At 66.5% G+C, this 25680-nt stretch carries 21 protein-coding genes, 2 pseudogenes and 1 other annotated feature; of the genes and pseudogenes, 11 read left to right on the top strand and 12 right to left on the bottom strand.

Translation table 11 applies throughout. The features are described 5' to 3' along the window. Positions 1-37 precede the first annotated feature (37 nt). The 6 genes from ASD18_RS19800 to ASD18_RS19775 all read left to right on the top strand — a co-directional run bounded on the left by ASD18_RS19800 (position 38) and on the right by ASD18_RS19775 (position 11988). Positions 38-1243 (top strand): site-specific integrase, encoded by a 1206-nt coding sequence (locus tag ASD18_RS19800; protein ID WP_056096637.1) that lies wholly within the window; start codon positions 38-40, stop codon positions 1241-1243. A gap of 186 nt (positions 1244-1429) precedes the next feature. Further along, positions 1430-3508, top strand: a complete 2079-nt coding sequence (locus ASD18_RS19795; protein WP_056096632.1) for a hypothetical protein — start codon at positions 1430-1432, stop codon at positions 3506-3508. Further along, complete coding sequence (locus ASD18_RS19790) at positions 3505-4428, top strand: hypothetical protein (RefSeq protein ID WP_056096629.1); 924 nt, start codon at positions 3505-3507, stop codon at positions 4426-4428. Before ASD18_RS19795 ends, ASD18_RS19790 begins: the two co-directional genes overlap by 4 nt. Next, entirely contained in the window at positions 4425-9926 is a 5502-nt protein-coding gene (locus ASD18_RS19785; RefSeq protein WP_056096626.1) for a DEAD/DEAH box helicase, read from the top strand. The genes ASD18_RS19790 and ASD18_RS19785 overlap by 4 nt, the downstream gene beginning before the upstream one ends. After that, a complete protein-coding gene (locus ASD18_RS19780) occupies positions 9910-10899 on the top strand; it encodes a PD-(D/E)XK nuclease family protein (RefSeq protein ID WP_156388114.1) in 990 nt (329 codons plus the stop codon). Before ASD18_RS19785 ends, ASD18_RS19780 begins: the two co-directional genes overlap by 17 nt. A gap of 237 nt (positions 10900-11136) precedes the next feature. Continuing rightward, a complete protein-coding gene (locus ASD18_RS19775) occupies positions 11137-11988 on the top strand; it encodes an HNH endonuclease (protein WP_056096621.1) in 852 nt (283 codons plus the stop codon). A gap of 81 nt (positions 11989-12069) precedes the next feature. On the opposite strand, the gene ASD18_RS19770 is transcribed toward ASD18_RS19775, so the two are convergent. Beyond that, the gene (locus ASD18_RS19770; protein WP_082574329.1) at positions 12070-12507 is read right to left on the bottom strand and encodes a very short patch repair endonuclease; all 438 of its coding nucleotides are present in this window, start codon (positions 12505-12507) and stop codon (positions 12070-12072) included. A gap of 115 nt (positions 12508-12622) precedes the next feature. Between ASD18_RS19770 and ASD18_RS19765 the strand changes: the two genes are divergently transcribed. Further along, positions 12623-13900 carry a DNA cytosine methyltransferase gene (locus ASD18_RS19765; RefSeq protein ID WP_235522488.1) on the top strand — a complete coding sequence of 426 codons (1278 nt, stop codon included), beginning with the start codon at positions 12623-12625 and terminating at the stop codon, positions 13898-13900. Positions 13901-14169: 269 nt separating this feature from the next. Here the strand turns inward: ASD18_RS19765 and ASD18_RS19760 are convergent, their stop codons facing one another. Together ASD18_RS19760 and ASD18_RS19755 are read right to left on the bottom strand one after the other, a co-directional pair. After that, positions 14170-15249: a hypothetical protein gene (locus tag ASD18_RS19760; protein WP_056096613.1), complete on the bottom strand. Its 1080-nt coding sequence runs from the start codon at positions 15247-15249 to the stop codon at positions 14170-14172. A 279-nt stretch (positions 15250-15528) separates the two neighbouring features. Then, on the bottom strand, positions 15529-16206 hold the full coding sequence (locus ASD18_RS19755; protein ID WP_082574328.1) for a restriction endonuclease: 678 nt from the start codon (positions 16204-16206) through the stop codon (positions 15529-15531). A gap of 81 nt (positions 16207-16287) precedes the next feature. Here ASD18_RS19755 and ASD18_RS19745 point away from each other — a divergent pair. Beyond that, positions 16288-17544, top strand: a pseudogene (locus ASD18_RS19745) (IS3 family transposase). Continuing rightward, positions 16560-16673, top strand: a sequence feature (AL1L pseudoknot). (Overlaps the previous pseudogene by 114 nt.) A 432-nt stretch (positions 17545-17976) precedes the next feature. On the opposite strand, the gene ASD18_RS19740 reads toward ASD18_RS19745, so the two are convergent. The 6 genes from ASD18_RS19740 to ASD18_RS19715 form a co-directional block, all read right to left on the bottom strand. Further along, positions 17977-18333 carry a hypothetical protein gene (locus ASD18_RS19740; protein WP_056096606.1) on the bottom strand — a complete coding sequence of 119 codons (357 nt, stop codon included), beginning with the start codon at positions 18331-18333 and terminating at the stop codon, positions 17977-17979. A 214-nt stretch (positions 18334-18547) separates the two neighbouring features. After that, on the bottom strand, positions 18548-18925 hold the full coding sequence (locus tag ASD18_RS19735) for a hypothetical protein (RefSeq protein WP_056096602.1): 378 nt from the start codon (positions 18923-18925) through the stop codon (positions 18548-18550). Positions 18926-19185: 260 nt separating this feature from the next. After that, positions 19186-19479, bottom strand: a complete 294-nt coding sequence (locus ASD18_RS19730) for a hypothetical protein (RefSeq protein ID WP_056096597.1) — start codon at positions 19477-19479, stop codon at positions 19186-19188. After that, positions 19476-20063, bottom strand: coding sequence for a recombinase family protein (locus tag ASD18_RS19725; RefSeq protein ID WP_056096594.1), 588 nt, complete (start codon positions 20061-20063; stop codon positions 19476-19478). The genes ASD18_RS19730 and ASD18_RS19725 overlap by 4 nt, the downstream gene beginning before the upstream one ends. Positions 20064-20085: 22 nt before the next feature. Next, complete coding sequence (locus ASD18_RS19720; protein ID WP_082574327.1) at positions 20086-21558, bottom strand: DUF4041 domain-containing protein; 1473 nt, start codon at positions 21556-21558, stop codon at positions 20086-20088. A 290-nt stretch (positions 21559-21848) separates the two neighbouring features. Further along, positions 21849-22358 carry a hypothetical protein gene (locus tag ASD18_RS19715; protein WP_056096590.1) on the bottom strand — a complete coding sequence of 170 codons (510 nt, stop codon included), beginning with the start codon at positions 22356-22358 and terminating at the stop codon, positions 21849-21851. 507 nt (positions 22359-22865) lie between these two features. Between ASD18_RS19715 and ASD18_RS19710 the strand changes: the two genes are divergently transcribed. The 3 genes from ASD18_RS19710 to ASD18_RS21655 are packed head-to-tail and all read left to right on the top strand — an operon-like array spanning position 22866 to position 24135. Further along, positions 22866-23282, top strand: a complete 417-nt coding sequence (locus ASD18_RS19710) for a hypothetical protein (protein ID WP_056096586.1) — start codon at positions 22866-22868, stop codon at positions 23280-23282. Between the two features lie 44 nt (positions 23283-23326). Further along, a complete protein-coding gene (locus ASD18_RS19705; RefSeq protein ID WP_056096583.1) occupies positions 23327-23725 on the top strand; it encodes a hypothetical protein in 399 nt (132 codons plus the stop codon). Next, on the top strand, positions 23722-24135 hold the full coding sequence (locus ASD18_RS21655) for a hypothetical protein (RefSeq protein WP_056096579.1): 414 nt from the start codon (positions 23722-23724) through the stop codon (positions 24133-24135). The genes ASD18_RS19705 and ASD18_RS21655 overlap by 4 nt, the downstream gene beginning before the upstream one ends. 135 nt (positions 24136-24270) lie before the next feature. Here ASD18_RS21655 and ASD18_RS21650 read toward each other — a convergent pair. The 3 genes and pseudogenes from ASD18_RS21650 to ASD18_RS19695 form a co-directional block, all read right to left on the bottom strand. Continuing rightward, positions 24271-24441 (bottom strand): annotated as a pseudogene (locus ASD18_RS21650) (excisionase family DNA-binding protein); the annotation flags it as partial. Continuing rightward, positions 24441-24584 (bottom strand): hypothetical protein, encoded by a 144-nt coding sequence (locus ASD18_RS21115; RefSeq protein WP_156388112.1) that lies wholly within the window; start codon positions 24582-24584, stop codon positions 24441-24443. The pseudogene ASD18_RS21650 and the gene ASD18_RS21115, both read right to left, overlap by 1 nt. A 90-nt stretch (positions 24585-24674) precedes the next feature. Then, the gene (locus ASD18_RS19695; RefSeq protein ID WP_056096576.1) at positions 24675-25658 is read right to left on the bottom strand and encodes an HNH endonuclease; all 984 of its coding nucleotides are present in this window, start codon (positions 25656-25658) and stop codon (positions 24675-24677) included. Positions 25659-25680 lie beyond the last annotated feature (22 nt).

The raw sequence follows: 25680 nt of genomic DNA, 5'->3' as shown, positions 1-25680 counted from the left end.
TAGCCTCTCGTTGACACGAGGGGCTACTTTTGTGTCTATGGCCTCCATCAGGGAGCGGGCACGGGCCGACGGCACGCGGTCGTACGCGGTGCTCTGGCGGGACCCTGAAACGAAGCGGCAGAGCTCGCTGACGTACGACGACGAGAACGACGCCCGCGTCGCGAAACACCTCCTCGAGGTGACCGGTGGGCACACTGACGAGGCGGCCCGAATCGCAGACGCAGTGCGGCACCATGGCCCATCGGTTGTCGAGGTGATCTCGGAGCACATCGACCTGCTGACCGCCGTGGGTCCGGATACTCGCGCGAGCTATCGCACGCAGCTTCGCCGCCACATCGCGCCTACGCTCGGGTCGTATCCGGTTGCCGTGATCTCCTACCGGCACGTTGCTGGGTGGATTCGCTCGATGAGCGACAGCGGTCTGTCGCCCAAGACAATCGCGAACATCCACGGACTGCTCTCTGCGTCGATGTCGACGGCCGTCCGGCTTGGGTACCGGGCGGACAACCCTTGTGTCGGCGTGCAGTTACCCAAGTCGCAACTGACGCAGGACGAGATGACGGTCCTAACGCGCGGCGAGTTCGCCCTCCTGCTGTCGCAAATCCAGCCCCATTACCAGCCATTGGTACTGCTGCTCGTCGCGACCGGCCTGCGCTGGGGCGAAGCAACCGCTCTGACCCCCGGTGATCTCGATCTCTTCGCCACTCCGCCGACGCTGCGCGTTACGAAGGCGTGGAAGCGCGACGGCGATCGGCACTGGTACGTGGGGCCGCCGAAGACGAAGCGTGCGCGGCGGACCGTGTCGCTCCCCGACGAACTGGTCGACGTACTCATGCCGTTGGCCGCTGGGAGGCAATCGGACGCGCTCTTGTTCACCAACACCGTGGGCCAGCAGATTTCCTCGTCGCGATTTTGGACGACCACCTGGACGCCGGCCCTAGACGCCGCAACTAGCCCACTCCGCCAAGATGGCACGCCTGACCCAGATGCACCGCGACTCACGCGGCGCCCTCGGGTACACGATCTGCGACATACCCACGCCTCGTGGATGATTGCGGCCGGGACGGACCTTTTCGTCCTGCAGCGCCGCCTCGGGCATGAATCGATCACCACGACCACTGAGACCTACGCCCATTTGCTACCCGATCAGCAGGCGGCCGCAGCCGCTGCGGCAGGCCGGGCGCTCGGCGGGCTTGGTCTTTCACGCCCCGACGAGTCGGATCGAGGTCAGCGGCTTCCATAAATCGCGGCGAGGAAGCCGATCGCCACGCCGACGACGGCTCTCGGGCTGGTGCTCATTCCGGCTGCGATCAACTCGTCGTTCGAGATCGGGCATAGAGGTGCAATAGCGACGAGTTCGCCCCGTGCGACGGACAGCGAGGAGAGATGGCCCACGCTTGTCGTGCCGCGCCGCTAGCCTCTGTTTCTGATGGACATCAGCGATCACGAAGATCCGAACTACGTCGACTGGCAGCGGCGCCTGGAGACCGCGTTCTTTAGCGATCCCGACGGGCTCGTCGTCATGTTTGTCGACGATGACGTGCTTGCGCGGATTGCCCCCGACTTCCCCGATGCGTCGCTGGATCTCGCGGCGGCGGTCATGGCGAACTCCGGACAGAGACGCTCAGCGGACTTGTTTCCGCACCTGTCTGCGCTGCATGACACGTGGGCCAGCACCGGGCGGGTGGGACTGCCGCCCACGCTCCCTCTACTCGCACTCTCGGTCCTCGCGGCGAGCCGGATGCGCAGAGACCAGAACGTTGCGGCGAACAACTACTACCTGCGGCTCGCAGAGCTGATCCACGAGGTCCAGCCGGAGCATGGCATTGAAGAGACCCGCGTCGCGCTGAGCTCGTCGTTCCGCTCCGTCGCGCGAATGTGGATTTCTCTCGATCGACTCCTCGACGAGACCAAGAGCTTTGGCGCGTCGACCATCCGTGACCATCCGAAGTACACACTCATCGGCTATCCCTTGTCTCAGGCGTTGATCCGCGGAGCCGATCGAGCGCATCTCACTCGCTTCTTCAGTCGGCTCGACCTCGAGCACGATGGGGTACCAGCCGAAGCGGCTCTCTTGAAATACCTGAAGATCTGGGCGGAAAGGCCCCGAGGGCTCAGTCCGGCCTTCACGAACGCGATCGGCAATGCCGAACTCTCTGCCCTGATCGGCCCACTCATCCACCGGTTGGCAGAGACTTGGGACGGGCGCGTCGCGACGGTCGAGGGGAAATGGGAGCTGCCGCTGCGCATTGCGCTCGACCTCGAGGAGTTTCGTACTCATTGGATAGTCGACCTGACGCCGGGTCTCGACGGCGAAGTCCTAACCGGAGCGACGAGCGCGGGTTCTGTCTCGGTCACGATCGATACGTCACACGGACTGTCGTACTACTCGTTCGACGACGACCTCCCTCTCGCTGGCCGTGACTGCACCCGCGGACTCGAGCTCAGCGGAACGCGGGCGCTAGCTAGGTTTCGCGGCACCGAGGTTCTGCTCTTCTCGAAGAGCCCGGCAACAGGTACATGGCTGTCTTGCGACGCCATCGTGCCGTTCGAGGAGCACGTTCTGGCCGCCACCGGGCAGTCGGTGGAGGCGGTTCGAGCACTACTCGCAGACGCCGGTGACACGGGATGGAGGCCGCTCGCACAACAGCGTGGCGGTGCGGCGCTATTGGACGGGTACACGGTATTTATCCGGGCGACGTTCTCGGACGAGGACACTCTTGAGCGTGCGCTGCGTGGCTCGATTGGACTGAAGGCACCGACCCTTCGGCCGGAGCCAACGACTCGCCCACGCTTCTCGAACGGCCTCCCCATTGCTCGCAACCTGAGCCGCAACCACTACCTCGTCGGCGGCGCGCCGGACCTGCTGATCCCGGCGAGCGAAACGGCCCAGACGGTGACCGCCAACCTGGATGGCGCCGAGAGCCGCCTTCGTGCCCGCGGCTTTCCCGTTCCGCTGCGCGGTCTGTCAGATCTCGGACCTGGGCAGCACAGGGTGGAGGTCGACGGCGATGCGCTCCGCTTCACGCTGCTCGATGGCGACCCTGACGCCGCGGCACCGAGCGGGACCGGCTCACTGGCGTGGTCGCTCTCCGCCCAACTTGGCGCAGCCGAAGAAGCAAGCCTCGCCTGTGGTGGAATCATCGCTCGAGTCGACATTCTCGAGCCATTGCTTGCTCGCAGGGGCCAGGACACAACGCTCGTCGTGCACACGGACGGCACAATCCAACGAGTGGACGAACCCGCAGCGCCGGCCTTCCTCGGCGCCGAATCCCACATCGCAACCAGTCAGTACTTCGAGGTGTCTGCGGGAAACGCCGTCGCATGGCTTCTGCAGTGCCGGAAGGGGCGCTGGACGATCCGAACCGTCTCGAACGAGCGCCCGTCATTCGAGCGCCGCAATCTGAGCGGGGAGGTCACCAAACTCTGGGACTCGCTCGAGGCGATCGACGCCGGTGACGACCCGCGATGGCAGCAGTACCTGCGCGCGGCGGGAGTTGCCACATGATTGGCGACCTGATGCTCACGTGGATGAGCGAAGTCGGCACTGGTTCCGTCCGCGACGCCCGATCGCGCGTTCAGTGGCTCGCACGCACGACCCGAGCCGACGCCTCGGAGCAGGCGGCGGGCCGGTGGCTTCGTGACATTTCGGTGCTAGGTCACTGCGAAGTCGACTGGGACAACGACCGCTGGGCAATCGCTCCGCCCGCCATCGTCACCCTCCCAATGTCCGACGGGCACGCAACGATCGTGGGTGCGCGACGTGTCCGCTTCGCCGAAGCGCTGGCCAACTCCGACCTCTGGGTCGACTCCGTGGTTCATGCACCGACAGGTTCGGATATCGAGGCGCCGGCAACTCTCCTGGTCGCGTACGACACGGTCGAGGCGCTCAAGCAGGAGGCAGCGGACATTGAGCTGGTGTACTCCGGTGCTGCCGCGACTAGGCTGGCCGCCCAGCTTCCGACCATCTCGGCGACGCAGCCCGCCGCCCCTCCCGCCTGGTCTAACACCACCGTGGAGTACCTCGACGAGCTCACGCCGTCGAGATTCCGCGCTTCAGGGGACCGAACCACCGACGGCCTCTACCGCTTCGAGGCCAACGGACGCATGCGCCACCTGCTGTGCCGAGGTGGCAATTGGTTCAGCTGCGACCGAAGCGTCGGCATCTTCCTCGAGCTGGCCCGCGTGGGCACCTCCGTCATGCGTTGGCGGCCGGAGTCGGGCAGCGGCCGAAGCACGGTCGGCACAGTGTTCGTCGATTTCGGTGCCGCGCTTCCACCACTTCAATCCCGGACGCTGGCCCTGTGCAGTGGGTTCGTGCCACGGTTCCATCCAGCAGCACAGACTGCCGCCTACGCCAACGTTCCCTTGGTGATCGCCCGATTCGTCGCACAGTCCGTCCTGCAAGAGATCGAGGTCATCACATGACAGCGGCACCAACTGGACCTGAAGTCGAAGGCAGCCGGCGGCTCGACCCGCTTGCCACATTCGAGCGACTGCGCGAGGCGTACTTCCGGTACTACAACACCCCGTTCGGGCTTGCCGACGAGCGTCTCGAGCGAGAGCGACAGGCGGCGCTCGATCGAGACGGCGGTGTCTTCCGCTTTCCACTGCTAGAGCTCCGGCCCGAGTACGTCAGCGCGCAACGTTCACTCGCAGAGTCGGTCAAAGCGGCGGGGGCGACACCGGAGCTGGCCGCGTTTGCGGCGGCGGGACTGATTCCGCCGGGTCGAGACCTCTACCTCCACCAGGAGCAGGCGCTGACGGCCGCGAACTCGATGCCGGGACACATGGCCATCACCGCAGGTACCGGCTCGGGCAAGACCGAGTCCTTCTTGCTGCCCCTCCTCTCGACGCTGCTCGAGGAATCGAAGGGCTGGGGCGGCAAGCCGGCTGATGCGCCGAACTGGTGGACGAAGGACGGCGCGAAGTTTGTGCCTCAGCGCGAGGGGGAGACCGGTCACGACCAGGCTGTTCGCGCCCTGATCCTGTACCCGATGAACGCGCTCGTGGATGACCAACTCGTTCGCCTTCGGCGCGCACTCGACAGCGACGCAGTTCGCACCTGGCTCGATTCAAACCGCTCAGGGCACCGCTTCTACTTTGGTCGGTACACGGGCGCGACTCCGGTAACCGGGAGCCCGACGAACAACCTCGCCGTCAGCGAGCTTCGTCGGTACCTGCGAGAGACGGACCGTCGCGGCAAGCGAGCTCGCCAACTCAGTGCAGCTCAAGGCGGCGACCCCGACACCCAATACTTCGTGCCTCGCCTGGACGGCGCCGAGATGCGCTCCCGATGGGACATGCTCGCCGCGCCGCCCGACATCCTCATCACCAACTACTCGATGCTCAACGTGATGCTGCTGCGCCAGCGAGACGACAGCTTCTTCGTGCCCACGCGTGAGTGGCTCAAGAACCCCAAGAACCGATTCACGCTCGTGGTCGACGAGCTGCACATGTACCGAGGCACGGCAGGGACCGAAGTCGCTTACCTGCTGCGGTCACTTCGCCACCGGCTGGGCCTCGATGACCGGCCTGACCAGTTCCGAGTCCTCGCGGCCTCAGCGTCGCTCGATCCCGCGCGCGACCGTCCCTACCTGTCGCAGTTCTTCGATGTCGACGCTTCGGATTTCGTGTTCGTCGATGGCACGCACACACAGCCCTCGAAGCCGGTGCTCGGTTCTGGTACCGATGCGGAGCAGATTCTTGCCGCGCCAACGCCGCAAGCGGCCGTCGAATATGCGCGCGCGCACGGCCTCACTGACGGCCTGCGCGAGTCATTCGTCGACCAGGCGAACACGGCGCGGAGAACGACGATCGCGAAGTCTGGCAAGCAACTCTCGGAGGCGTTGTTCCCAGGCGTGAACGAGGGCACCGCGGAGAGGGCACTGTCGGCCTTACTGTCCGGACTGACGTCGAGCTCCGCCGATGGCGACCCGAAGCTGCGCGCCCACATGTTCTTCCGCAACGTTCCCGGAGTGTGGGCCTGCTGCGACCCGACGTGCGCGGCGGTGCCCGTCGAGGATCGAGTGAATCGCACGGTCGGCAAGCTCTACGTCGAGCCCGCCACTCGTTGCGAATGCGGTGCGCGCGTCCTGGAGCTGTTGTACTGCCAGAACTGCGGCGACGTCATGCTCGGCGGGTTCGTCCCCGAAGGGCAGACGCAGGGCAAGGCAGTAGACACGATGCTGCTCGCCGACGTCCCGGAACTCGCGAAGCTTCCCGACCAGGTCAACCTTGAGCGGACCGCGGCCAACTACCTCGTGTACTGGCCGAGCAAGGACATGACTCTCAGCAAGCTCGACAAGCCCGAATGGGAGTACGAAGGGGGCACTGTCAAGTTCAGCTTCCGCCGCAGTCGCCTCAACCCGGCCTCAGGGCACCTCAAGAACAAGGAAGCCGACCACACCGGCTGGAGCTTCCACGTCAACGTCGACAAGAAGGCGAAGCGCGAGTCGACAGAGCTCGGCCCGTTTCCGACGCAGTGCCCCGCGTGCGGCGACGACTGGGAGATCAAGTACGGCCCGAAGCTGCTGCCGATCACCGATCCCCGTCGCCAACGTTCGCCCATCCGCACGATGCGGACGGGCTTCGAGAAGATCAACCAAGTCCTCATCACCGAACTCGCAGGCGACATGCGCCCCGAGGACCGCAAGGTCATCGTCTTCACCGACAGTCGGCAAGACGCTGCGAAGCTCTCATCAGGAATGGCGCTCCGCCACTACCAGGACTTGCTACGCCTGCTTGTCGTCGAGCAGCTCGCAGCTGCCGAAGACCCTCACGCCGACCTCGCGCTCGCCGTCGAGCACGTCAAGAACCACGTGACGTCGTCAGAGTCGTTCGCCGCCATCAAGAGGCTCAGGCCGCGAGACACGGTCGCATTCGATCAGCTCCGGGCCATCTGGGAGGGTGACCCCGATGCCGACCCCAACGATGAAGCGGCCCTTTCCAAGCGCCTCACGCGCTTCCGAACCATTGCCCAGTTGTCGAGCGCCGTCACTACCGAGCTGCTGAAGCTGGGCGTCAACCCGGGCGGCCCACACGCTCGACTCCAGTCGACAGACGGCAAGGACTCGCGACCGTGGACGACGCTGTACGACTGGGGCGTCAAGCCCCCGACCCTTCGCAGTAACCCCACCACAGAGCAGTCGGCCCTCGCCGGGCGCATCAACGAATCTTTGGTCAAGGAGATGCTCGATGGGCTCTTCTCCGGCGCCGGCAGGGACTTCGAGTCGCTCGGCTTCGGGTGGCTCGCGCTGGCCGACGACGACGAGCCTGCCGAGGCAGAGCCGGGCTCCGCGAACGCCCACACCAGAGCGGCACTCCGCGTTCTCGCTGACCAGCGGCGCTTCTCCGGCTTGCGGGAGGGCCGCTCTGACCCGACCGCGCGTCTCAAGGCCCTTTGGCACGCGGTCGAGCATTCAACTGGGCCGGCGTTTGACGACATTCGCGAGGCGGTACTGGGCCGCGCGGGCGCGGCCCTGAAGGAGTACGTCCTCGACCCGGACCACGTGTCGCTCCGTCCGGGAGCAGGCTCAGCCTGGGTGTGCCCGAAGTGCTTCCGCCAGCACCTCACGCGGGGATGCGGGCTGTGCACGAAGTGCCACACGCCGCTCCCTTCGATCGGCGTCGCGATTGACAAGCGCGAGGACTACTACGCGTGGAAGGCATCCAAGCGAGACGGACGATTCCGGCTCAACGCGGCTGAGCTCACCGGCCAGACAGACCGCGTCGATGCGCAGAGCCGACAGAGCCGGTTCCAGGGCGTCTTCCTTGACGAGACCGAAGTCGAACTTGCCGACGGCGTCGACCTGCTGTCGGTGACGACAACGATGGAGGCAGGCGTCGACATCGGCGCCCTCTCGGCCGTCGTATTGGGCAACATGCCGCCAACGCGCTTCAACTACCAACAACGGGTCGGCCGCGCAGGGCGACGAAACTCGCCCGTAGCCGTCGCTCTGACGGTGTGTCGAGGGCGAAGCCACGACGAGTACTACTTCGACCGGCCCGAAGCAATCACCAATGACCCGACACCCAAGCCCTACTTGGCACTCGACCAGGAACCGATCTACATGCGGTCCCTCCGCGCCGAGGTCCTCCGGGTGGCGATGCGAAGTGTCGGCGGCACCCTGACGGCCGATCCGTCGCTCGATTTCGAGCTGACCTCCAACGTGCACGGAGCGTTTGGCCGCACCAGGGATTGGCCAGTCCTGAAGCCGGCCCTTCAGGAGTGGCTCAACAAGAACCGGGTGACGGTCGAGCTGAGCGCTACAGCGCTCGCTCGGACTACACCCTTCGCGAGCGACGTAGCAGCGCTCGCCGGGAGACTGGCGGGTCAGCTGATTTCGGAGATCGATGCTGCCGTCGCCGGGAAGGGTCACGAAGACCTGAGCCAGCGCTTGGCGGAGCATGGCATCCTCCCAATGTTTGGTTTCCCCAGCAGCGTTCGATACCTGCACCTGAGTCGGCCGCGGCGCTCCTACCCGTGGCCGCCGAAGGGCGTCATCGACCGCGATCTGGCCATGGCAGTAAGCGCATTCTCGCCAATGAGCGAGGTCGTTCGAGACGGGAAGGTTCACACCGTCGTCGGCATCACTGCCTTCAAGCCCGTCGGCACCGGTGCAGAACCGTTGGCTGAACCGCTCGGCACCGAGCGAGATATCGCGGTTTGCCGCTCATGCTCCTTCCTCCAGGAGAACGAGGAAGCGACAGAGGACGTCGATTCGGAAGTCTGCCCACGGTGCGGCGCTGGTCCCGAGGCCTACGCCATCATCCCGATGCGTGAACCAATGGGTTTCCGCGCGGGCAAGGCTCGCGACTTCGACGGCAACTTCTCCTGGTCAGCGAGGGCGATGGCCGCGCGCGCTCACACCGACTTGAGCCTCTTGCCGTCCTTTGAGTCCGGGAAGGCTCACATCTACGCCGGGCCAGGTCGCCGGTTCGTCCTGAACGACAACGGCGGCCGGCTCTTCGACCTCATCCCAGCATCTGCACCCAGTGACGGCTGGCCTGCTTGGGGCGGCTACATCTCTGGCGAGGCGGTTCGGCGGGAGTTGCTGCATCCGAAGGATGGAGATGGGGAGCCGTTCAGCGTCGCGTTCGGTGCCATCCAGCCGACCGACTTCCTCTTCTACGGCCCTGCGCAACCTACAGACTCAGAGTCGGGTCTCCGGCTCAACCTCTCCCTCGGTGCTCGGCAACCTTCTGGCGCACGAGACACCACCGAGGGGAGACGCGCCGCGTGGTACAGCCTCGCTTTCTTGCTTCGGACGGTTGCGTCGTCGTATCTCGATGTCCAGCCGCTCGAACTGAACGCTGGCATCTACTCCGGCTTGGTCGGCGACGAGCCGGCGCTGTTCGCGTTCATCGCCGACACTCTGGAGAACGGGGCAGGCTTCAGCACCCGTCTCGGCTCCCCCGAGGTCCATCCAGAGTTCCGCGACCGGCTGGACGCCTACCTTCTCGAGCTTGCACGGGCGGACCATGCCGCCGAATGCACCGCGTCCTGCTACCGCTGCCTACGGGACTACGGGAACATGGCCTACCACGCCCTTCTCGACTGGCGTCTGGCTCGCGACTTGCACAAGGTCCTGCAGGGAGGGGCGCTCGACATCGACGCCGCCGCCGAGGGCAACGCGATCTCCCGATGGGCAAAGTCGTTCGGTGCCACTGTTGTCGACGGCTTCCCCGCAGCAACGGCCCGGTTTCACGGCCTCGACGGCAACTTTGCCGTCGTAGCGAAGCATCCGCTTGAGGCCTCCGAACAAGTCCTCATCTCTCCGCGACTCGCCGACTGCCAAGCACAGGTGGAGGTTGCCATGGAAGGGCTCGACGGCGTCGTCTTCGTCGATACCTTCACGCTTGATCGCGACCCACGACGCGTCCTCGACATGTGCAGAGAGGCGAGCGATGGCGGTGTCGGCTGACACCGAAGCCAAGATTGGTTGGGTCACTCCGGCGGCGGCCTGGCGACTGTGCCTATGTCCTGCATCCGCATCGCACTCGGGCGGCCCCCACAAGCCTGCGCCGGGACCGGTTGAGAACGCAGGTCAGGCGGCGCATCTAGCGCTGCAGAGTTGGATTGAGTCGAGATCATTCATCGACCGGCCAGAGTCCCTCGCGCAGTCGTTCGACGACGCCTGCACGAGTGCCGGTGTGCACGTAAGCGAGCTCCGGAACGGCCGGATGACGCGCGCTCGGCTGGTGGCCCGCGGGACTCAGCTCGCCGCACTCCTCGCCAGCGCCGGCTCCGGCGCAGACATTACCTGCGAGGAACCGCTTGCCGACGCGAGCCGACTGCTGTGGGGTATCCCAGACATAGTTGTGCGCGGATCGCGCACGATGGTGCTCGATCTCAAGACCGGGGCAGATGCCGCAACGGATGTCTCCGAGTCGGTTCGGCTGCAGCTCCTGCTCTACAGCCATCTCTTCCGGTTCACCTACGGCGCGCTTCCTGCCGTGACGGCTGCGTTCAGCCTCGCACATGGGTTGATCGAGATTCCTGCGCAACCCGAGGCTGTCGACCTCGCGGTTGAGTCGGTGATCGCTGCGCGCCATGCGACGGGGGCAAGGCCGTCCCCCGAGGGATGCCGCCACTGCCCTCGGAGGTTCGCGTGTGAGTCACATTGGGCGGCGGTGCACGAAGGAGACCTGGCCGACGCGCTCGAGGGCGTCATTAGTGAGTCCGCGACAGCCGAGTCGGGTCTCATTGCTCTACGGATCTCCTCGCAGGCGAGTAAGCATCTTGTGACGGGGATCTCCGATGAGACCATCCGTGGTGACGTGGCGGTCGGCAGCCACGTGCGTATCGTTCGAGCCCTCCAGCTCTCCTCCTCTGAACGTCAGGCAATGTGGCGAGGGGGCAAGACGACAGCGGTCGAGGTCGACCCGCTCGGCTAGGGTTCGCAGCCCTCTGGCGTGGTCGTCTGGACCCACTAGCAGCGCGCCGCCATTCTGGGCTGGCGATCCCCAGAACGCGCAAAACCGTGCCTCCGTTCGGGTGAAGAGTTGCGGCGCAAGCGGGGGAGAGTCGCAGGTCACAGACGCGCTCGACCGAGGTCGGGACTTGTGGCTACGCCTGCGCGGCGACCAAGCCGAGTACCTTCGCACGGCCAACGCCACGTGAGGGGACTCGTCATGACCGGGGATGTCGAACAGCTGCCTTTGCCCGACAGTGCGGAGATCCAAGGGAGCTTCTCCAACCGCGAAACTCGTGAGGCTTACAGATTCCTGTATGAGCGCCGTCTGAGCCCGCCCACGATGGCGGAGTGGATCGCACGCGCGGAGAACGTTCTCGGCAAGGCAAATGTGCATACGTCGCGACGGCTGAGGGACGTTCGCGATCACTTCGAGGTCAGATCAACAAAGGTGGGTTCGGATTGGGTCTACGAGCTCGTCGGGCGTCGAACAACTCCGGTCGCCAAAGGTGGGCCGCGGATCTCCCCGCGTCTGGAGGCGGAGGTCTACACCGTCAAGGGCCGGTTCTGTCATATGTGCGGTGCGACACCCGAGGACGGTGCGAAGCTTCAGATCGACCACATCATCCCCCGGTCGTGGGGCGGGGAGACGTCGCTAGAGAACCTTGAACCTCTTTGCGCAGTGCACAACAACGGCAAGCGCAACTTCTTCGCGTCCTTCAGTCCATACGCTGATGCGATCAAGCTGGCGATCGGGCAGGCCACGCCGTGGGAGCGGATCGGCGAGCTGCTCCGCTCTTCGCGAGAGCTTGGCATCTGGGTGCCGTCGGAGCTCCTCCCAGTCGTCGGCCGCGAGTCGCACAAGGGTGACCCCGCGCGCCGACTGCGCGACCTTCGCGTCGTGCTCGGCTGGACGATCAAGGCGCACAAGCGCAAAGAGGGGCGTGGGACGAAAGTCGAGTACGAGCTGATCGCTGATAGGCCCTGGCCGCCGGAAGGCGCCCAGGAGGCTGTCACCCGCTACGAGAGGGAGCGCAAGCGTCGAAAGGCTGCCGGCCCATTGGCGACATGACGGCGGGGGAGTCAGCGGACTCGCCGAGCCAGTGTGAACGGGAATCGGCTTCGAGCGCGTACGCTCGAACGCATGTTCGAGCTACGAACCGCCCAGGGCGCTCTCTACCTCAGCCACGGCCCTCTCCAGACTCTCGTGCTCCCAGATCCGCACCACCCGCCATCCGGCCGAGCGCAAGGTCGCGTCAGCGGCCCGGTCCCTCTCCACGTTCCGGCGAAGCTTCGGGGACCAGTACCACTCGTTCCTGGTTGGCTCACGGCCGTGCTCAGGGCAGACGTGCCAGAAGCAGCCATCGACGAACACTGCAACCCGAGCTCGGGTGAACACAATGTCAGGCCGTACACGCCCTCCGGGCAGCGCCATCCGGAGGTCCTTACGAAAACGCCGACCACGAGCGTGGAGCGCAGACCGCAAGGCGCGCTCGGGTCCTGTGTCGGTTCGACGGACTGCCGCCAGATTGCGCGCTCGACCGGGCGTTGCCGGGACGGGACCTCCCGGCGGCCGGGGTACCTGAGACACCCCGTCACGATACGGCCGCGATCGACCAACTACGCCTCGTCGTTTGGCACAATCAGTCACGAGGGACCCGGCGTCGACACCGATGCGTCCCCGCGAGTGCAGGGAGATCCGGACCGTGGCGTTTGAGGTAGTGGAGATCTGTGCCGGGGCGGGCGGCCAGGCTCTCGGTCTAGAGCGGGCAGGCTTCGCCCACGCGTTGGCGGTCGAACTCGACAAGTACCCGGTCCAGACTTTGCGCGAGAACCGCAGCCAGTGGAAGGTCGCGCACGGGGACGTAGCGGATCCGGATGTATGGAGGCCGCGCGACTACGCAGGCGTCGATCTCTTTGCCGGAGGCGTGCCGTGCCCTCCATTCTCGATCGCGGGCAAGCAGCTCGGCGCCAACGATGAGCGGGACCTATTTGCTTGGGCCGTCGAGCAGGTGGTCGAGATGAAGCCCCGCGCGGTTCTTCTCGAGAACGTTCGTGGCCTCTCGATGCCGCGGTTCGCTGCCTACCGGCAGGCCGTTCTCGATCGCCTAGCCGATTCTGGCTATGTCGGAGATTGGAAGTTGCTCCAGGCGTCAGATTACGGAGTGCCCCAATTGCGCCCGCGCTTCGTGCTCGTCGCGCTGCGCGAAACCGACGCTCCATTCTTTCAATGGCCGGCACCAGTGGCGGCAGAGGACCGACGAACTGTCGGCCAGACACTTCTTAAGCTGATGTACGCCGGCAAGTGGAGAAGAGCTGCAGCGTGGGCGAAGGCTGTGGATAAGGTCTCGCCGATTGCTCCCACTATCGTTGGCGGGAGCAAGAAGCACGGTGGCGCCGACTTGGGTCCAACCCGTGCCAAGCAAGCCTGGCGAGCGATGCACGTCGACGCGATGGGTCTCGCTAACGCCGCCCCAGATCGTGATTGGGGGGACTTCCGAGTGCGCCCACCGAAACTCACGGTGGAAATGGTCTCTCGGCTCCAGGGCTGGGATCCTGAGTGGGAATGGAACTTTGCGGGAGGAAAGACTGCCCAGTACCGACAGGTCGGCAACGCATTTCCCCCGCCTTTAGCTCAAGCAGTGGGGGAGAGTATTCGAAAGGCGCTCGACCACGAGAGTGAGGAGTCGGGGGCCAGGACGCTGGTTCAGCGCTCGGTTCACGACGACGTTTATCGCACGCTCCGTGAAGCTGATGGCTTCGTTACGCTCGACCAGCTTGCCGAACGCCTCGCCAGTAAGTACAGCGTGGCCGAGTTGCACGAGAGGGTGACGGGCCTCGAGCGCGACTTCGAAATCATCCGGCGCCGAAAGCGCTCGGGCGAAGCCGTGATGCTAGGTCACTTCAAGGCATTCATCGGACAGGAAGACCATCACCGCCATGCCGCCTTTGCCGAGGCGGCGGCTAGGTCACGGATCAGCTAAGACGAACAGGTCGTGACTGACCGAATGCGGGAAAGCGAGGAGTCGATCGCTGTCCCGATGCGCTGCGGGGGCCAACACTCGAATGGCCCGACCTCGTTGGCGCCTCGTCGACGACGCGGTGTTCGCAAACCAGCTTCGGACGATGCGAACGCCGACTACGTCGCCTCTGGTCACGCCGGCGCCCATAAGGTCAACGTCGAGCTCGGAGCGATGGTCAACGCTGCCGTCGCCGCTCAGTTGGGCGCATCTGCCACCCAGGCGTCCTCCACTCAGAGGCCGAGGCTCAGGTTCAGCGCGCGGACGTCTCCGCCCCATCGGTGCCCGCAGTCGGCCGCCGTGCCGCGTCCGCACGGGCACTGCCGGGAACCCTTCACGGGCACGAGGTCCCGCCAGTACCTGCGAAGCGTCAAGGTCGCGGCAGAAGTGGTCAGGCCGAAGTCGTCGACCAGCCACAAGCCGTGTTCGAGCACTTCTGACACGAGGCTGCCGCAAAGTCGGGCGGCGTCGGCGCTCACATGAGCAATCCTGAAGTCGGTACCGCCGACGAGCTCATCCGCGCGGCGGGGAGACACCGGTCGGCGAGCCAGAAACTGCAGCGCCACCGCCCCTGACTCGTGCACCACGGGTTGCGATGACAGTGCGATGCGGGCGCCTGCGGCGGGATGGGCGGCGTCCGAGAGCCAGTCATACCAACTGCTCACCTCAGGCTTATCAACGGCCTTAGCCAGCTTCTGGATGTAGGTCAAGACACTCGTCGCCTGGCGCCGCTCTGACACGCCCGCCATCCTCGAGCCAAAGACGGCCTTGAAGAGAACCGGTGCCAACTCTGCTCGGACGTCGATCGCGCGTTCGAACGGCAGCATGCCGGAGGTCGCTGACTTGACCTTCGACCAGGCCGCGTCCAGAGCACGCAGTTCGTAGAGGAAGCAGCCGGTTTCCTCAAGCAGGGCTCGCGCTGAGATCGCAGCTGTGGAAATGCGCCACTCCTGTAGGTCGCGCGACGTTGCGTCGAGCAGGTCCGTCACTCGCCAAGCGTGCACGAGCCACCAAGCGACGAGGCGGCTGTGCAGTTCCGGGTAGAACACGGCGCCAGCGGGGTCGCGGCGGGCCAACGGAGAGGGCTCGTCGATCGCAAACATTGCGCCGTCGGTCGACGTCACATACCGCCACTCTCCCCCCCGAAGTTGCACACCCTGCTGCAAGGCACGCGCCTTTCCGCCCGTAAGCGGCGACAGTGTCACCACGGTGGTTTCGGCCGAGTCGATGAGCGCACGTTGCGCGACGACCCAATCACGCACATGTCGTAACGCGTCGAATCGCTCGGCCCCAAGGGCCTCCTCCGGAGTCATTCCACGAGGATGGCGCAGAAGCACCGCTCGTGGGCTCGACTCGTAGAGGCGGCAGGTTGTACGCGAACCCGCGAGCACTCAGATCGTCGTCACTCGGTGTCCACTCGGTGTCCAGTCGGGCCATGCGCGCAGCGTCCCGCCCGTGACGTCGACCGAGCCGTCTTCCCGACGCTTCCACTCGTAGACGCGACTCGTGAACGACAAGCTACTGAAGTGGCGCCCCGCCGGTGCCTTGAGCCCGACTGAGGTCCGTCTCAGGGCGTGTGCCAGCGGGTTCAGCTAGAGCATCCCGCGAGCTTTTCGGACGGCCGCCTGCACGTCTCGTATGGCCCTGTCAAGCCCTTTCGCTGTGGGATCCAGGCCCTCGATCCTGTGAACAATCCGGCGGACTTCGCGGAGGGTCCGCAGGGCATCCTCGGCGCGTCGTCGCTTCCGCGTGCTCCCTGTGGCAGCCTGAAGCGTCGCGCGGGCCGAGACGTCGTCGATTTCATTCCGCAGGTCCGGTAGCCGCTTCTCGACCTGGGCGCGTCGCTGCTCCGCAAAGAAGCCGACGCGCCGACCCGTCCGACGAGAACCATTGAGAACCAGCGCGTGCGCAGCCTGGGAGACGGGCTCAGCGCCGTCGAACCCCAGTACGAACAGCGCAACGCCGTTCCTGCCGGCCCACTCCACAGCTTGCCGTGTGTACCCAGCCGAGGAGTAGAAGACGCCTCGCGTCCCAGCCGCCATGGCGGTTCCATGGAGGTCTCGCACGGGTGGTTCGCCGACCGGACGAGCCCAGTCCTTAACCTGCGCGATGACGCCCGTACCGATCGCGTCGACCCCGCCATCGGCGCCGCGTACGCCCTGTCTCGCGTCCGAGAAGCCAAGCTCGCGGAGGTGCGCAACGGCGCGCTCCTCCGCCCACTGCCACCCGAGGTTCGAAACGCGGTACATCACCCCCGAGTTGTATCGCATCCGTGCCGTCCGACAACCCGCTCCCGCTGCGTGAACCGCCCCGGATTGATGGAGGCTCTCAACCCCCGGAGGATGAGAGTCATGGCAGCACCGAGGAAGTATCCGGATGAGCTTCGCGAGCGGGCGATCCGGCTCGGGTTGGCCAGCCGGGCTGAGGGGTCGGTCACCGGTCGGTGCACACGGATCGGCCGGCAGCTGGGAATCAATCTCGAGACACTGCGCTGGGTCCAGCGTGCCGAGATCGACGCCGGGCAGCGACCCGGGACGACAACCGCGGACGCGGCTCGGATCGCGGCGTTGGAGCGGGAGAACTTCGAGTTGCGGCGGGCGAACGCGATCTTGAAGTCGGCGTCTGCCTTCTTCGCGGCGGAGCTCGACCGCCCCTCACCCAGGTAGTCCAGTACATCGACGAGCACCGCGACGAGTTCGGGGTCGAGCCGATCTGCCAGATCCTGCAGATCGCCCCGAGCACGTACTACGCACGCAAGACCCGCCCTCCTGCTGCCCGCGCGATTGCTGACGCCGCGTTGGGTGAGGTTCTGGTGGCCGAGCACGCCGCGAACTACGGCGTCTACGGGAACAGGACGATGTGGAGACACCTGAATCGGTGCGGACACGCCGTCGGGCGGGGTCGTGTCGAACGCCTCAATGCGTGCGAACTCTCTGGTCGGAGCAGTACGCGGGCGCGCCAAACGGACCACGATTGCAGGCAAGGACGGCATCCGGGCAGGTGACCTGGTCAACCGGAAGTTCAGCGCTGCTACACCGAACGAGCTGTGGGTGGCGGACTTCACCTACGTGCGGACCTGGGCCGGATTCGTCTACGTCGCGTTCGTCATCGATGTGCACTCGCGCATGATCGTGGGCTGGAAGGCCGACACCACGATGCGCACCCAACTCGTCGCGGGCACCCTCGAGATGGCCGTCTGGACCCGCCACCGAGCGGCGTGATCGAACCTGACCGGCCTGGTCCACCACAACGACGCCGGGTCGCCGTGCACCTCGATCGCGTTCACCGAGCTACTCGCCGCCCTCGGCTTGCAAGCCTCGATCGGGACCGTCGGGGACGCTTACGACAACGCCATGGCCGAGTCCACGATCGGGCTGTTCAAGACCGAACTGATCCGCCGGTTCGGCCCATGGAAGACCCGCGACGACGTCGAGATCGCGACCTTGGAGTACGTCGATGGGTTCAACAACCGGCGCCTGCACTCCGAGCTCGGCGGCATCCCACCAGCCGAGCACGAGGCCGCCCACTACAGTCAGAACGCGGCCGTGGTCACAGCCGAAACCAGGCGAGCATGCACTGAAGCCGGGGCGGTTCAGCCGACGTGCTAAGTCCAAGCGCACAACAGGCGCCGTGTCGCCAGTGAGGTCAGGCGCTCCGACCCAAACAGAGATCAGATCAGCGGGCACTCCAGGTTGATGAGACGCCTTGGCGGCCTCTCGAAGCCGCTGGCACGTCGACGGTGACCCCCACATTGGGGTGCTTCGGCCGGGGGAATTGGCGGTTACAACTGCGAGATCGCGCCGGTGAAACGCCCATCAACCCCCGAAGGCCGCCGCCGCCGCATAGGCCCACCCTCCTCCTCGTTCTGGTAGGGCACGCCGCCTGGCGCGACCTTTGCCCACCCGTGCAGCGACGCGTGAAGCTACGTCGCGAACCGCGCAGCGTGCCGGAGTCGATGCTGGTCTCGGGGGTGGGCTCGGCGGGCGCTGTGCATGCTGCGAGAGTCAATGCGACGACGGCCACGATGGGCGCGAAGCCGTTCAGTCATCATTCGATTGTGCGTCGTCGCTCTCTGCGGTGAGGCGCTTCTGGGTCGCTTTGATGTCGTCGGCTTCCTTCGCAGCCAGCTTGCGTGCTGCGACCAGTGCGGCCATGTCGACGTTGGTCGAGAGCCGAACGACGCCGAGGATCAGCAGGATCAGCCCGACCAGCGCCATGAGCGCGCCGATGACAATAGCTGTTTGCCCGTCCGAGGATGTGTCGAGGAACCCGGATGAGGTCAGTGAGTCCAGGAGCGCGGACTGCTGACCGTTGGACCAGACTGCCTGACCAAGGACAAGCAAGACGATGCCCCAGATGAGCAGGCCGGTGGAGCGCGCGTACTGGCTGGAGTGCACGGGGCGCCTTCCGTGTAGCGGTGATGTATCTCGTCGACCGCAACGTAGCGAACCGGCGCAGCCGGCGTGGCAATACCGCTGAGCCGATCGGGTTCAGTCCGGGACTGTTCCGCTGTGAGGCCGATGCCGACGGGTTCGCATAAGGGTTTCGGGACCGCCACCACCACACGAGCAGCCAGACGGTGTCAGCATTCAACTCGCCCAGACCGGTGGGTCAGTCGGCGCAGGAGTCGCACTGCCGGGTCGCGGGCAGCTGGACCTGGTGGACGGGGCACACGTCAGGTTCGGGCTCCGGCGCGCGGTTGTGTCCGTGGCCGCCGGTACCGCGCGCGAACGACACCGGCATGACGATGCGCCGGTAGACGCCGTGGCCTTCGGGGATGTCCACGAACCCCTTGGAGAAGTACGCCAGGATCGGGCCGGCGGCCTTAAACGCGGACACGTACCGGGCTGAAGCGGGGATCTCGAACCGGGTCGCATCCAGCTCGCGGGCGATGCGGCGCATCTCCGGCTGGTTCTCCAATGGGACCCCGAACGCGTCCAGGGCGGTGTCGAAGGAGTCGAACGTCTGCTGGGCCGGTGGTGTGCTCATGGATCCCATCGTGGACCTCGAGCGGGCCACGGCCGCCGCTACTGGCCAGCTGTGTAGTAGCGGGGCGCCGCACCCGTCAGCGGTGTAATGGCCCGTCAGCGTCAAGGACCTGGCCCGGCGCCCCGAACCAGATCGTCACCAGCGCGACGACGAGCAGGGACCACCGGTATGCCGATCGGGTTGGGGCGAACCTTCGAGGTCGTGGCGGTGATGTCCATGACCTGCAGATGTGCGGCATGTCCACGACCTCGAACCGCCGGCTACCCGACGAGGTCGGCAGCGCCCTCATCGTCAGGGCTGTCTGCGCAGGTGCAGGTCCCGAGGGTTGGGGTCCAGTCGACGTCCCGGGCGCGGGCAAGCTCCACGACCGGGCAGTCGGGCAGGTGCTCGCCCTTGGGCCACACGCCCATCCCCCACGGTTCGCCGGGGTCGTTCACGCAGACCGGTTCGGGTCCGTCAGTCCACGGGAGCTTCTTGGTCGGCATCTCCTCGCGGAGCTGCAGGGTGCCGCAGGAGTGGCACCAGCCGACGGGAAGGCGTACGAGCGCGGTCATGGCGTGGACGGTACCGCGGGACCCCTGTGCCGGTAGAACGTGGCGCGCGACCAGCCGACCATCGCCGCGGCGTCCGCGGCAGTGGCCCCTTGGGCGACGGCTTCGATGGCGACGGCGAGCTTCGCGGCCACCGAACGGGGGTCCTCGGGGGTGCGCCCGAACCGGACTCCGTTGGCCTTAGCGGCTGCGACGCCGGTGTTGACGCGTTCGCGGATGAGCTCCCGCTCGTATTCGGCCAAGGTGGCCAGCATCCCGAGCATGAGGCGCCCGACCGGTGTGGTGGGGTCGATGCCGTCGGAGATGGACCGCACCCCGATGCCACGGGCTTGGAGGTCGGCGACGGTCTGCAGCACGTCGATCAGGGACCGTCCGAGCCGGTCGATGCGCCACGCGACCACCATGTCACCGTCACGGGCGTACGCAACCAGTTGGGCCCACGCCGGCCGGGACGCGGCGCCGGACGCCCCGGTGATCACGTCCTCGTAGATGTGCTCCGCGGCCACGCCGGCGGCCAGGAGGGCGTCACGCTGCAGGGTGGGGTCCTGCTGCTGGGTGGAGACACGTGTGTAGCCGAGCAACGTCATGGGGTCGGCATCCTTCGATCGCTCAGTCGGTGACGGCCGCGGCCAGCTCACGGCTGATGCGGAACTCCTGAGCGTCAGCCTCCGTGCGGTACTCCACGATGGAGACTTTGTGCGCCTGGAGGACCTCGAGGACCTGTGCGGGTGTGGCATAGAAGAACTCGCGCCTCGTGTTGATCCGGTTCACGCGGTGCTCAGCGAACGTGCGGTGCAGCATCGCTTCGATCCCGAACGCGTCCTCGGAGAAGAACAGGGCGTGCACGTCGAACGTGAACGGGACGGACGCGTCGCCGAGCTCCTTGACCCGGTCCATGGGGTCCAGGCGGCGGGTCATCCCGATCTTCACGACGGTCTCCCCGAAGGACCCGACGTTGGAGATGACGTAGACGTACCCGGCGCGGATGTTCGCGGCCCGGAAGTCGACGTCGGCGATGGACTGGTCGATCTCGGCGAGCTTGGCGGCCAGCTCGGCGGCACCGGCGTCGTCCCCGCGGGCCTGCAGCGCGGCCAGGGCGTTGGCGTAGTGCTCGCGTTCCTTGTCGAGCTGCTCGCGTGCACGGCGCAGCTCGTCCTCAGCCCGCTTGGCTTCACGCAGCTCGGCGCGGTGCTCCTTCTCCGCTTCGCGTTCGGCTGCCAGGGCCTGGGCGTGCATGGCTGCCAGCTCGAGCTCGCGCCGGCGCAGGTGGTGGTAGGGCCGCGCGATCGACAGGTCGATCATCTTGCCGTTCTTCTCGATCTGGTCCACGACCTTGTCGAGCCGGGCCTGGGCGGTGGTCAGCCCGCCTGCCTTCACAGCCTTGCTGGCGTTCTCGACCTCGGCGTTGTACGCGGCGAGCATCGTCTTGGACAGTCCGGCGACCATGGCCTTGCCCTTGGCGGCCGAGTTGTTGAACATGAAGTTGCTGGTCGCGTTGATGGCCCGACCGGACTTCACCATCTCCTTGGCTGCGGTGCGGACGCGTTCCAGCTCGCCGGCCAGCGTTGCGGAGCTCTCCGCGGGGTGCTCGTAGTCATAGAGGCCGAACTCCTGGACGTCGATGGCGTTGCGCAGGTCGATGACCTGCCGGCGCAGGGCTTCGGTCTCGGCGGTGACTGCGGCCAGTTCCGCGGCGGCGCGCGCCTGGGTCTGCCGGGCGCCCGCTTCGAGCTCGGCGAGCTGCTGGCGGGCTTGGGCGGTCTGCTGGAGGACTTCGGCCAGGGTGAGCCCGTCGACCTGGGCGAGCGCGGCCCGCAGGTGCTCGTTCTCTTCTGCGAGGTCCCGGGCGGCTCCGCGCGCGCCGAAGATCGAGACCTTCTTCTGGGCGGGCGCCTGGACTGGGGCCGCCAGGGTGGGCGCGACCTGCGCGACCTGAACTTGTGCCCAGGCGGGCTGCTGCTGGGGCGGGGCGGCCGGGTCCACGCGAGGCGCGACATGCGACGTCCACTGCTGGCCATCCCAGTACCGGACCTGGTTCGCGTCGTGCGGGTCGGGGTACCAGTTGGCTGGCGTCGTCGTCATGTCCGGACCGTACCCCTGACGTCTCATCACCCCTATGCCCGTCCGGATGAGACGGCAGGCTTCCGAGACGACTGCTGAGACACCGGGACATGCTCAGCTCGACGCCTTCGTCCGGCTGTCGCTGGACGTCTCGCGACGTGAAGTTGGCGAGACCGCATGCCGCACCGAGGCAGGATCGGCGACCCCCTGGCGACCGATCGCGGCACCGCGTAACTCGATTCGTTGAGTTGGCAGAGTCTGCGAACGCCATGTCTACCGCGCGAGGCGAAGTAGACGTAACTCGTGGCGCGTCAGACCCTTTCCGGTGCGCTGACTTTCAATGCCCGGCGCACTTCCGCGATGAACTGCTTCTCCGCAATGGTGAGCAGCTCAGCGGTCCCGCTCACACCTTCGGGCAGCTTCTCGGGCGCGGGGCCGTACCAGTCGAGGTAAAACGCCTCAAGCCAGGCTCGTGCAGCGTCACGCAGCCGGTCCTCGGCGAAGAACTCCAGGGTGGCCACCAGCACTTCCGCGGTCGGTTCGTCGCGCGCGACACCGAAACCGTCCGGCCCGGGGTCGTCGACGTAGGAGTACCCGTACTTCTCGGTGTACTGCAGGTGCCAGAGGTTCAGCCGGCGCATCTCGGTGGCGAAGTCGCTGGCCGCCCGTACCAGGTCCGGGTAGCGGGTCTGGTGGGTTGCGGCGTCGATCTGCAGCTTGGTCCTGGCAGTCTCCGCCTTGGAGTTGAACCACCACAGGATCACCGCCACGACCCCGGAGATCACCGCACCGACAACGACCCCCTGCAGCTGCTCTGACATGGCGGGGATCCTCCCGCACCGGGTCACGCCGCGGCTAGGCGACCCTGAGTCTGCTCCGCGGGTAGATGACAGTTGGTTTCACGCGGCGATTGCTACCCGAAGGGCGTTGATGGTCTCGTACCCGAAGGATGCCGGTCGACCGAGCGGCTGGCGTCGGCGGCCGTGATAAGACCCATTTCGATCGGCACCGCGTGCCACGGTGGGAACACCGAGCGCGTGAGAACACTGGACCGCCGACATGCCACGAGTCCGTCCCGCGTGGCACCCTGACGCACCGAACTTCGTCGATGCCGGGACGGTCCGGGCCGATTGCGGCGACGATTTCGTTCCCATACTCGCCGGCGAGCCGGGCTGCCGTACGCGCACGCCCGGACCCCCACTCCTTGCGGGCCGGGCCGGGCCGGGCCGGGCCGGGCCCGGCTGAGGTGACCTGAGGTCGGTGCAGGCCCTGGCACGATGGTCGCCGGTGCCTATGGTGGGCTCACAGCTTGAAGGGCAGAGGGCAGCATGGAACAGCGGGCAGGACGCATCTGGTACTCCGGGTCGGCACAGCCGCCGCCTCTGGTCGGCGGAGAGTTCGCGGACGGTTGGACCCTTCTGGGGTACACGGCCGACCGTGACCGCCACGTGACGACCCTGGAGTGGCAGCGAGCCCAGAACGGCTCGAGGGGCAAGCCGCTGCAGTTCTACGTGGCGGCCGAGGCGGAGGTCGACGTCAACGCACTGCCCGGCAGGGCGTGGCTGGGTGCAGACCCGGCGGGCGCCGACGGCACCGTCCGTCTGGTGTCCGCGGCGCCCGCCCAGCTGGGAGGTGCGCTGCGGTCCGGGCCGCCCGAGCAGCACCCAGGGCTTCTGGTGCCGCACAAGCCGGTGCCGGTCAAGACCAGCGCCCCGGGCGGGGTGTCCTTCCGCCGGGCCGACTGACCTGGCGCGTGCCCCAGGCATGCCCTGCCGCGCATCAGAGGGGTATGACCGACACCAGCGCACCCGGCACGACGTTCCAGACCGGTGACCTGGTCGAGACCGTCGGCCGGGATGCCCCTCGGCCGTACGAGCACGGGACCGTGCACTCCACAGGCACCGTCACGGTCCTGGTCGACTACGGCGACGAGCTGGTCCCTGTGCCGGCGGCCCGCCTGCGTCGGGTCAACCCGCTCGCTGCCGAGCCGCCCTGCACGTGCACGCACACCCGCACCCTGCACTCCCTGCGGGTCGGACCGTCCGTCCTGGTGTGCGACGCGACGGACTGCACCTGCTGGGCCTACAGCGCCCGCATGGCGACGAGCGACACTTCACCCGAACGCCACCTCCGAGTGTGGGTGCCCGTGGCTACCTTCGGAGCACACCCACGACGGAGGACCTCATGAAGGACGACATGGCGGGCAACGTCCCCCTCGAGCCGTCCAAGCCGGCGACGGACGGCCCCGCGGCCGCGGCCGGGAACAACAAAGGGTGCTTCCTCGGGTGCCTCGGCATGACCGCGGTCGTCATCGCGCTGGCGGTCAGCTGCAGCGTCGCGGGAGGAGGCGACAACGACCGGGCGCCCTCGAAGTACGAGGCTGAAGTCCAATGCCAGGACTGGGTCCGCGACAAGCTCAAGGCTCCGTCGACCGCGGAGTTCTCCGAGACTCGGAGTACCGGCGGCCCTGCCTCATGGACCATCTCCGGTGCCGTCGACGCGGAGAACGGGTTCGGGGCCATGCTTCGGAGCTCCTGGACGTGCAACATCGAGCTCGACGGTGACATGTGGCGGGGCTCCGCGATCCTCCTGGACTAAGGCAACCGACAGGCCAGACCGTCCGTAGCCGAACGGGGCGCTGCCGCTCGTGTCGTCTGGGGTGGTGGTCGGGCGGGAAGCGGGTGCGGGCCGCGCCGGCGGCGGTTCGGTCTCAACATCGCCGCGAAGGTACGTGTCAACGTCCTGTTGCCTGAACCTGCGATGGCCGCCAGGGGTACGGGTGCTCGGCAGGGAACCGGCGTCGGAGAGGCGGCCCACCGTTTTGACGGTGACGCCCAGGAGCTCCGCCACCTCCGCGGGGGTCAGCCCCTCGCCGGCGCGCCCATCAACGACTGGCTGCGACATCACGCCATCTTGCCCGGGCCCTCGCCCGGCAGGCGAGGCGTGCGCCGCGGCCCGTTCGGCGGGCCGACCGTGCCGCACATCTGCACGTCATGACCGACGCCGAGTGCGACTCCCGGGATCGTGTGCTGCTGCGTACCGTCCACGGCACCACCTCGTCGTCATGCCACTGGCCGTGCGGGCGTATTCGGCATGGGCCATGTGGCTCGACGAGAACGATTCAGTTCGCTGACGGTTCAACTTCCGAGCAGTAGTTCCTGCAATTCCTCCGGTCGCAGCCACGGGCCCCTATGAATCATCCGGTGGCAGTTCGCGCAGATCAGCACGAGATCTTCGAGCCGAACCTTGCGACGACCGGTGACGTGCAGTGGAACGACGTGGTGGCACTCGACATACCCGCTTCCGCGGGTGCCGTACGTGGCCGCGAAGTCGAACCCACAGACCTCACACCCCAGACCTCGTCCCGACTGCCGGGCTCTTGCGATCTTCGCGTCGCGAAGCTTCGGATCCCTCTCACGCATGGCGTGGAGCCGCATCAGCAGCCCCCCTTCCTCACTCTCTGGATCCTCGACGCTCCCAACCCTCGCCTCCACGATCTGGTCGAACTGCCCTTCGTCGAGGCCGCCTCGCAATGCGGTTGCGACGTCGAGCATGTGGCTGGGGTTCGCCAAGAACTGCGCGATTACCCGCTCGTCCGTCATGCCACCACGCGTTCGCTTGCCCGGGTAGTCGGGATGGGCGGTGGCCAGGTCCGACGTCTTGCGGGAGACGGCGTCGGGGCTTCGGAAGTTGGCTGGTCGCTCTGCCATGGGGTGGACAGGTAAAGCCCGCAGCACCTGAGACAGTTCCTGCACGCGCGGATCGGGAGTTCGTAGTTCGCGCCAGCCGTTTGCATACACAAGCGCGCACGCGAGCACGACTTCTTGCCAGTCCCAGTCGAGCCTCTTGATCGATGCGACGTTGAAGCCGAGTGCTCGAAGCCGACGCGCCACCGTTGCTTCGCCCCCACTGAATTGGTCAGGCGTGAGACGCTCGCCAGTCGCGTATCCGTGAGCGGCGCCCACGATCGCCTTGGAGTCGTACCGTCGCCCCTCGTGCACGACGAAGTAGCTCCGAGCCTCCCCGAATCGGTACTTGTCGAGGAACGCCTCGCGACCCAGTGCGTCAAACTCCCCAAGGGCTGCGGTCACGGCATCGACGGTGATGTTCTCCAAGGCCATGAACCGACGCTAGCGGCCGATC

It is taken from the genome of Cellulomonas sp. Root137 (assembly GCF_001426725.1).
Taxonomy (GTDB): domain Bacteria; phylum Actinomycetota; class Actinomycetes; order Actinomycetales; family Cellulomonadaceae; genus Cellulomonas.
This window is presented reverse-complemented; position numbering and strand designations above follow the sequence as displayed.

Excerpts from the sequence above, each read along its gene's own strand:
- ASD18_RS19755 (WP_082574328.1), bottom strand. The coding sequence starts at position 16,206 with ATGCGATACAACTCGGGGGTGATGTACCGCGTTTCGAACCTCGGGTGG.
- ASD18_RS19705 (WP_056096583.1), top strand. The coding sequence starts at position 23,327 with ATGACCGACACCAGCGCACCCGGCACGACGTTCCAGACCGGTGACCTG.
- ASD18_RS21655 (WP_056096579.1), top strand. The coding sequence starts at position 23,722 with ATGAAGGACGACATGGCGGGCAACGTCCCCCTCGAGCCGTCCAAGCCG.
- ASD18_RS19785 (WP_056096626.1), top strand. The coding sequence starts at position 4,425 with ATGACAGCGGCACCAACTGGACCTGAAGTCGAAGGCAGCCGGCGGCTC.
- ASD18_RS19790 (WP_056096629.1), top strand. The coding sequence starts at position 3,505 with ATGATTGGCGACCTGATGCTCACGTGGATGAGCGAAGTCGGCACTGGT.
- ASD18_RS19795 (WP_056096632.1), top strand. The coding sequence starts at position 1,430 with ATGGACATCAGCGATCACGAAGATCCGAACTACGTCGACTGGCAGCGG.
- ASD18_RS19730 (WP_056096597.1), bottom strand. The coding sequence starts at position 19,479 with ATGACCGCGCTCGTACGCCTTCCCGTCGGCTGGTGCCACTCCTGCGGC.
- ASD18_RS19695 (WP_056096576.1), bottom strand. The coding sequence starts at position 25,658 with ATGGCCTTGGAGAACATCACCGTCGATGCCGTGACCGCAGCCCTTGGG.
- ASD18_RS19800 (WP_056096637.1), top strand. The coding sequence starts at position 38 with ATGGCCTCCATCAGGGAGCGGGCACGGGCCGACGGCACGCGGTCGTAC.
- ASD18_RS19775 (WP_056096621.1), top strand. The coding sequence starts at position 11,137 with ATGACCGGGGATGTCGAACAGCTGCCTTTGCCCGACAGTGCGGAGATC.
- ASD18_RS19725 (WP_056096594.1), bottom strand. The coding sequence starts at position 20,063 with ATGACGTTGCTCGGCTACACACGTGTCTCCACCCAGCAGCAGGACCCC.
- ASD18_RS19735 (WP_056096602.1), bottom strand. The coding sequence starts at position 18,925 with ATGAGCACACCACCGGCCCAGCAGACGTTCGACTCCTTCGACACCGCC.
- ASD18_RS19780 (WP_156388114.1), top strand. The coding sequence starts at position 9,910 with ATGGCGGTGTCGGCTGACACCGAAGCCAAGATTGGTTGGGTCACTCCG.
- ASD18_RS19760 (WP_056096613.1), bottom strand. The coding sequence starts at position 15,249 with ATGACTCCGGAGGAGGCCCTTGGGGCCGAGCGATTCGACGCGTTACGA.
- ASD18_RS19715 (WP_056096590.1), bottom strand. The coding sequence starts at position 22,358 with ATGTCAGAGCAGCTGCAGGGGGTCGTTGTCGGTGCGGTGATCTCCGGG.
- ASD18_RS19720 (WP_082574327.1), bottom strand. The coding sequence starts at position 21,558 with ATGACGACGACGCCAGCCAACTGGTACCCCGACCCGCACGACGCGAAC.
- ASD18_RS19710 (WP_056096586.1), top strand. The coding sequence starts at position 22,866 with ATGGAACAGCGGGCAGGACGCATCTGGTACTCCGGGTCGGCACAGCCG.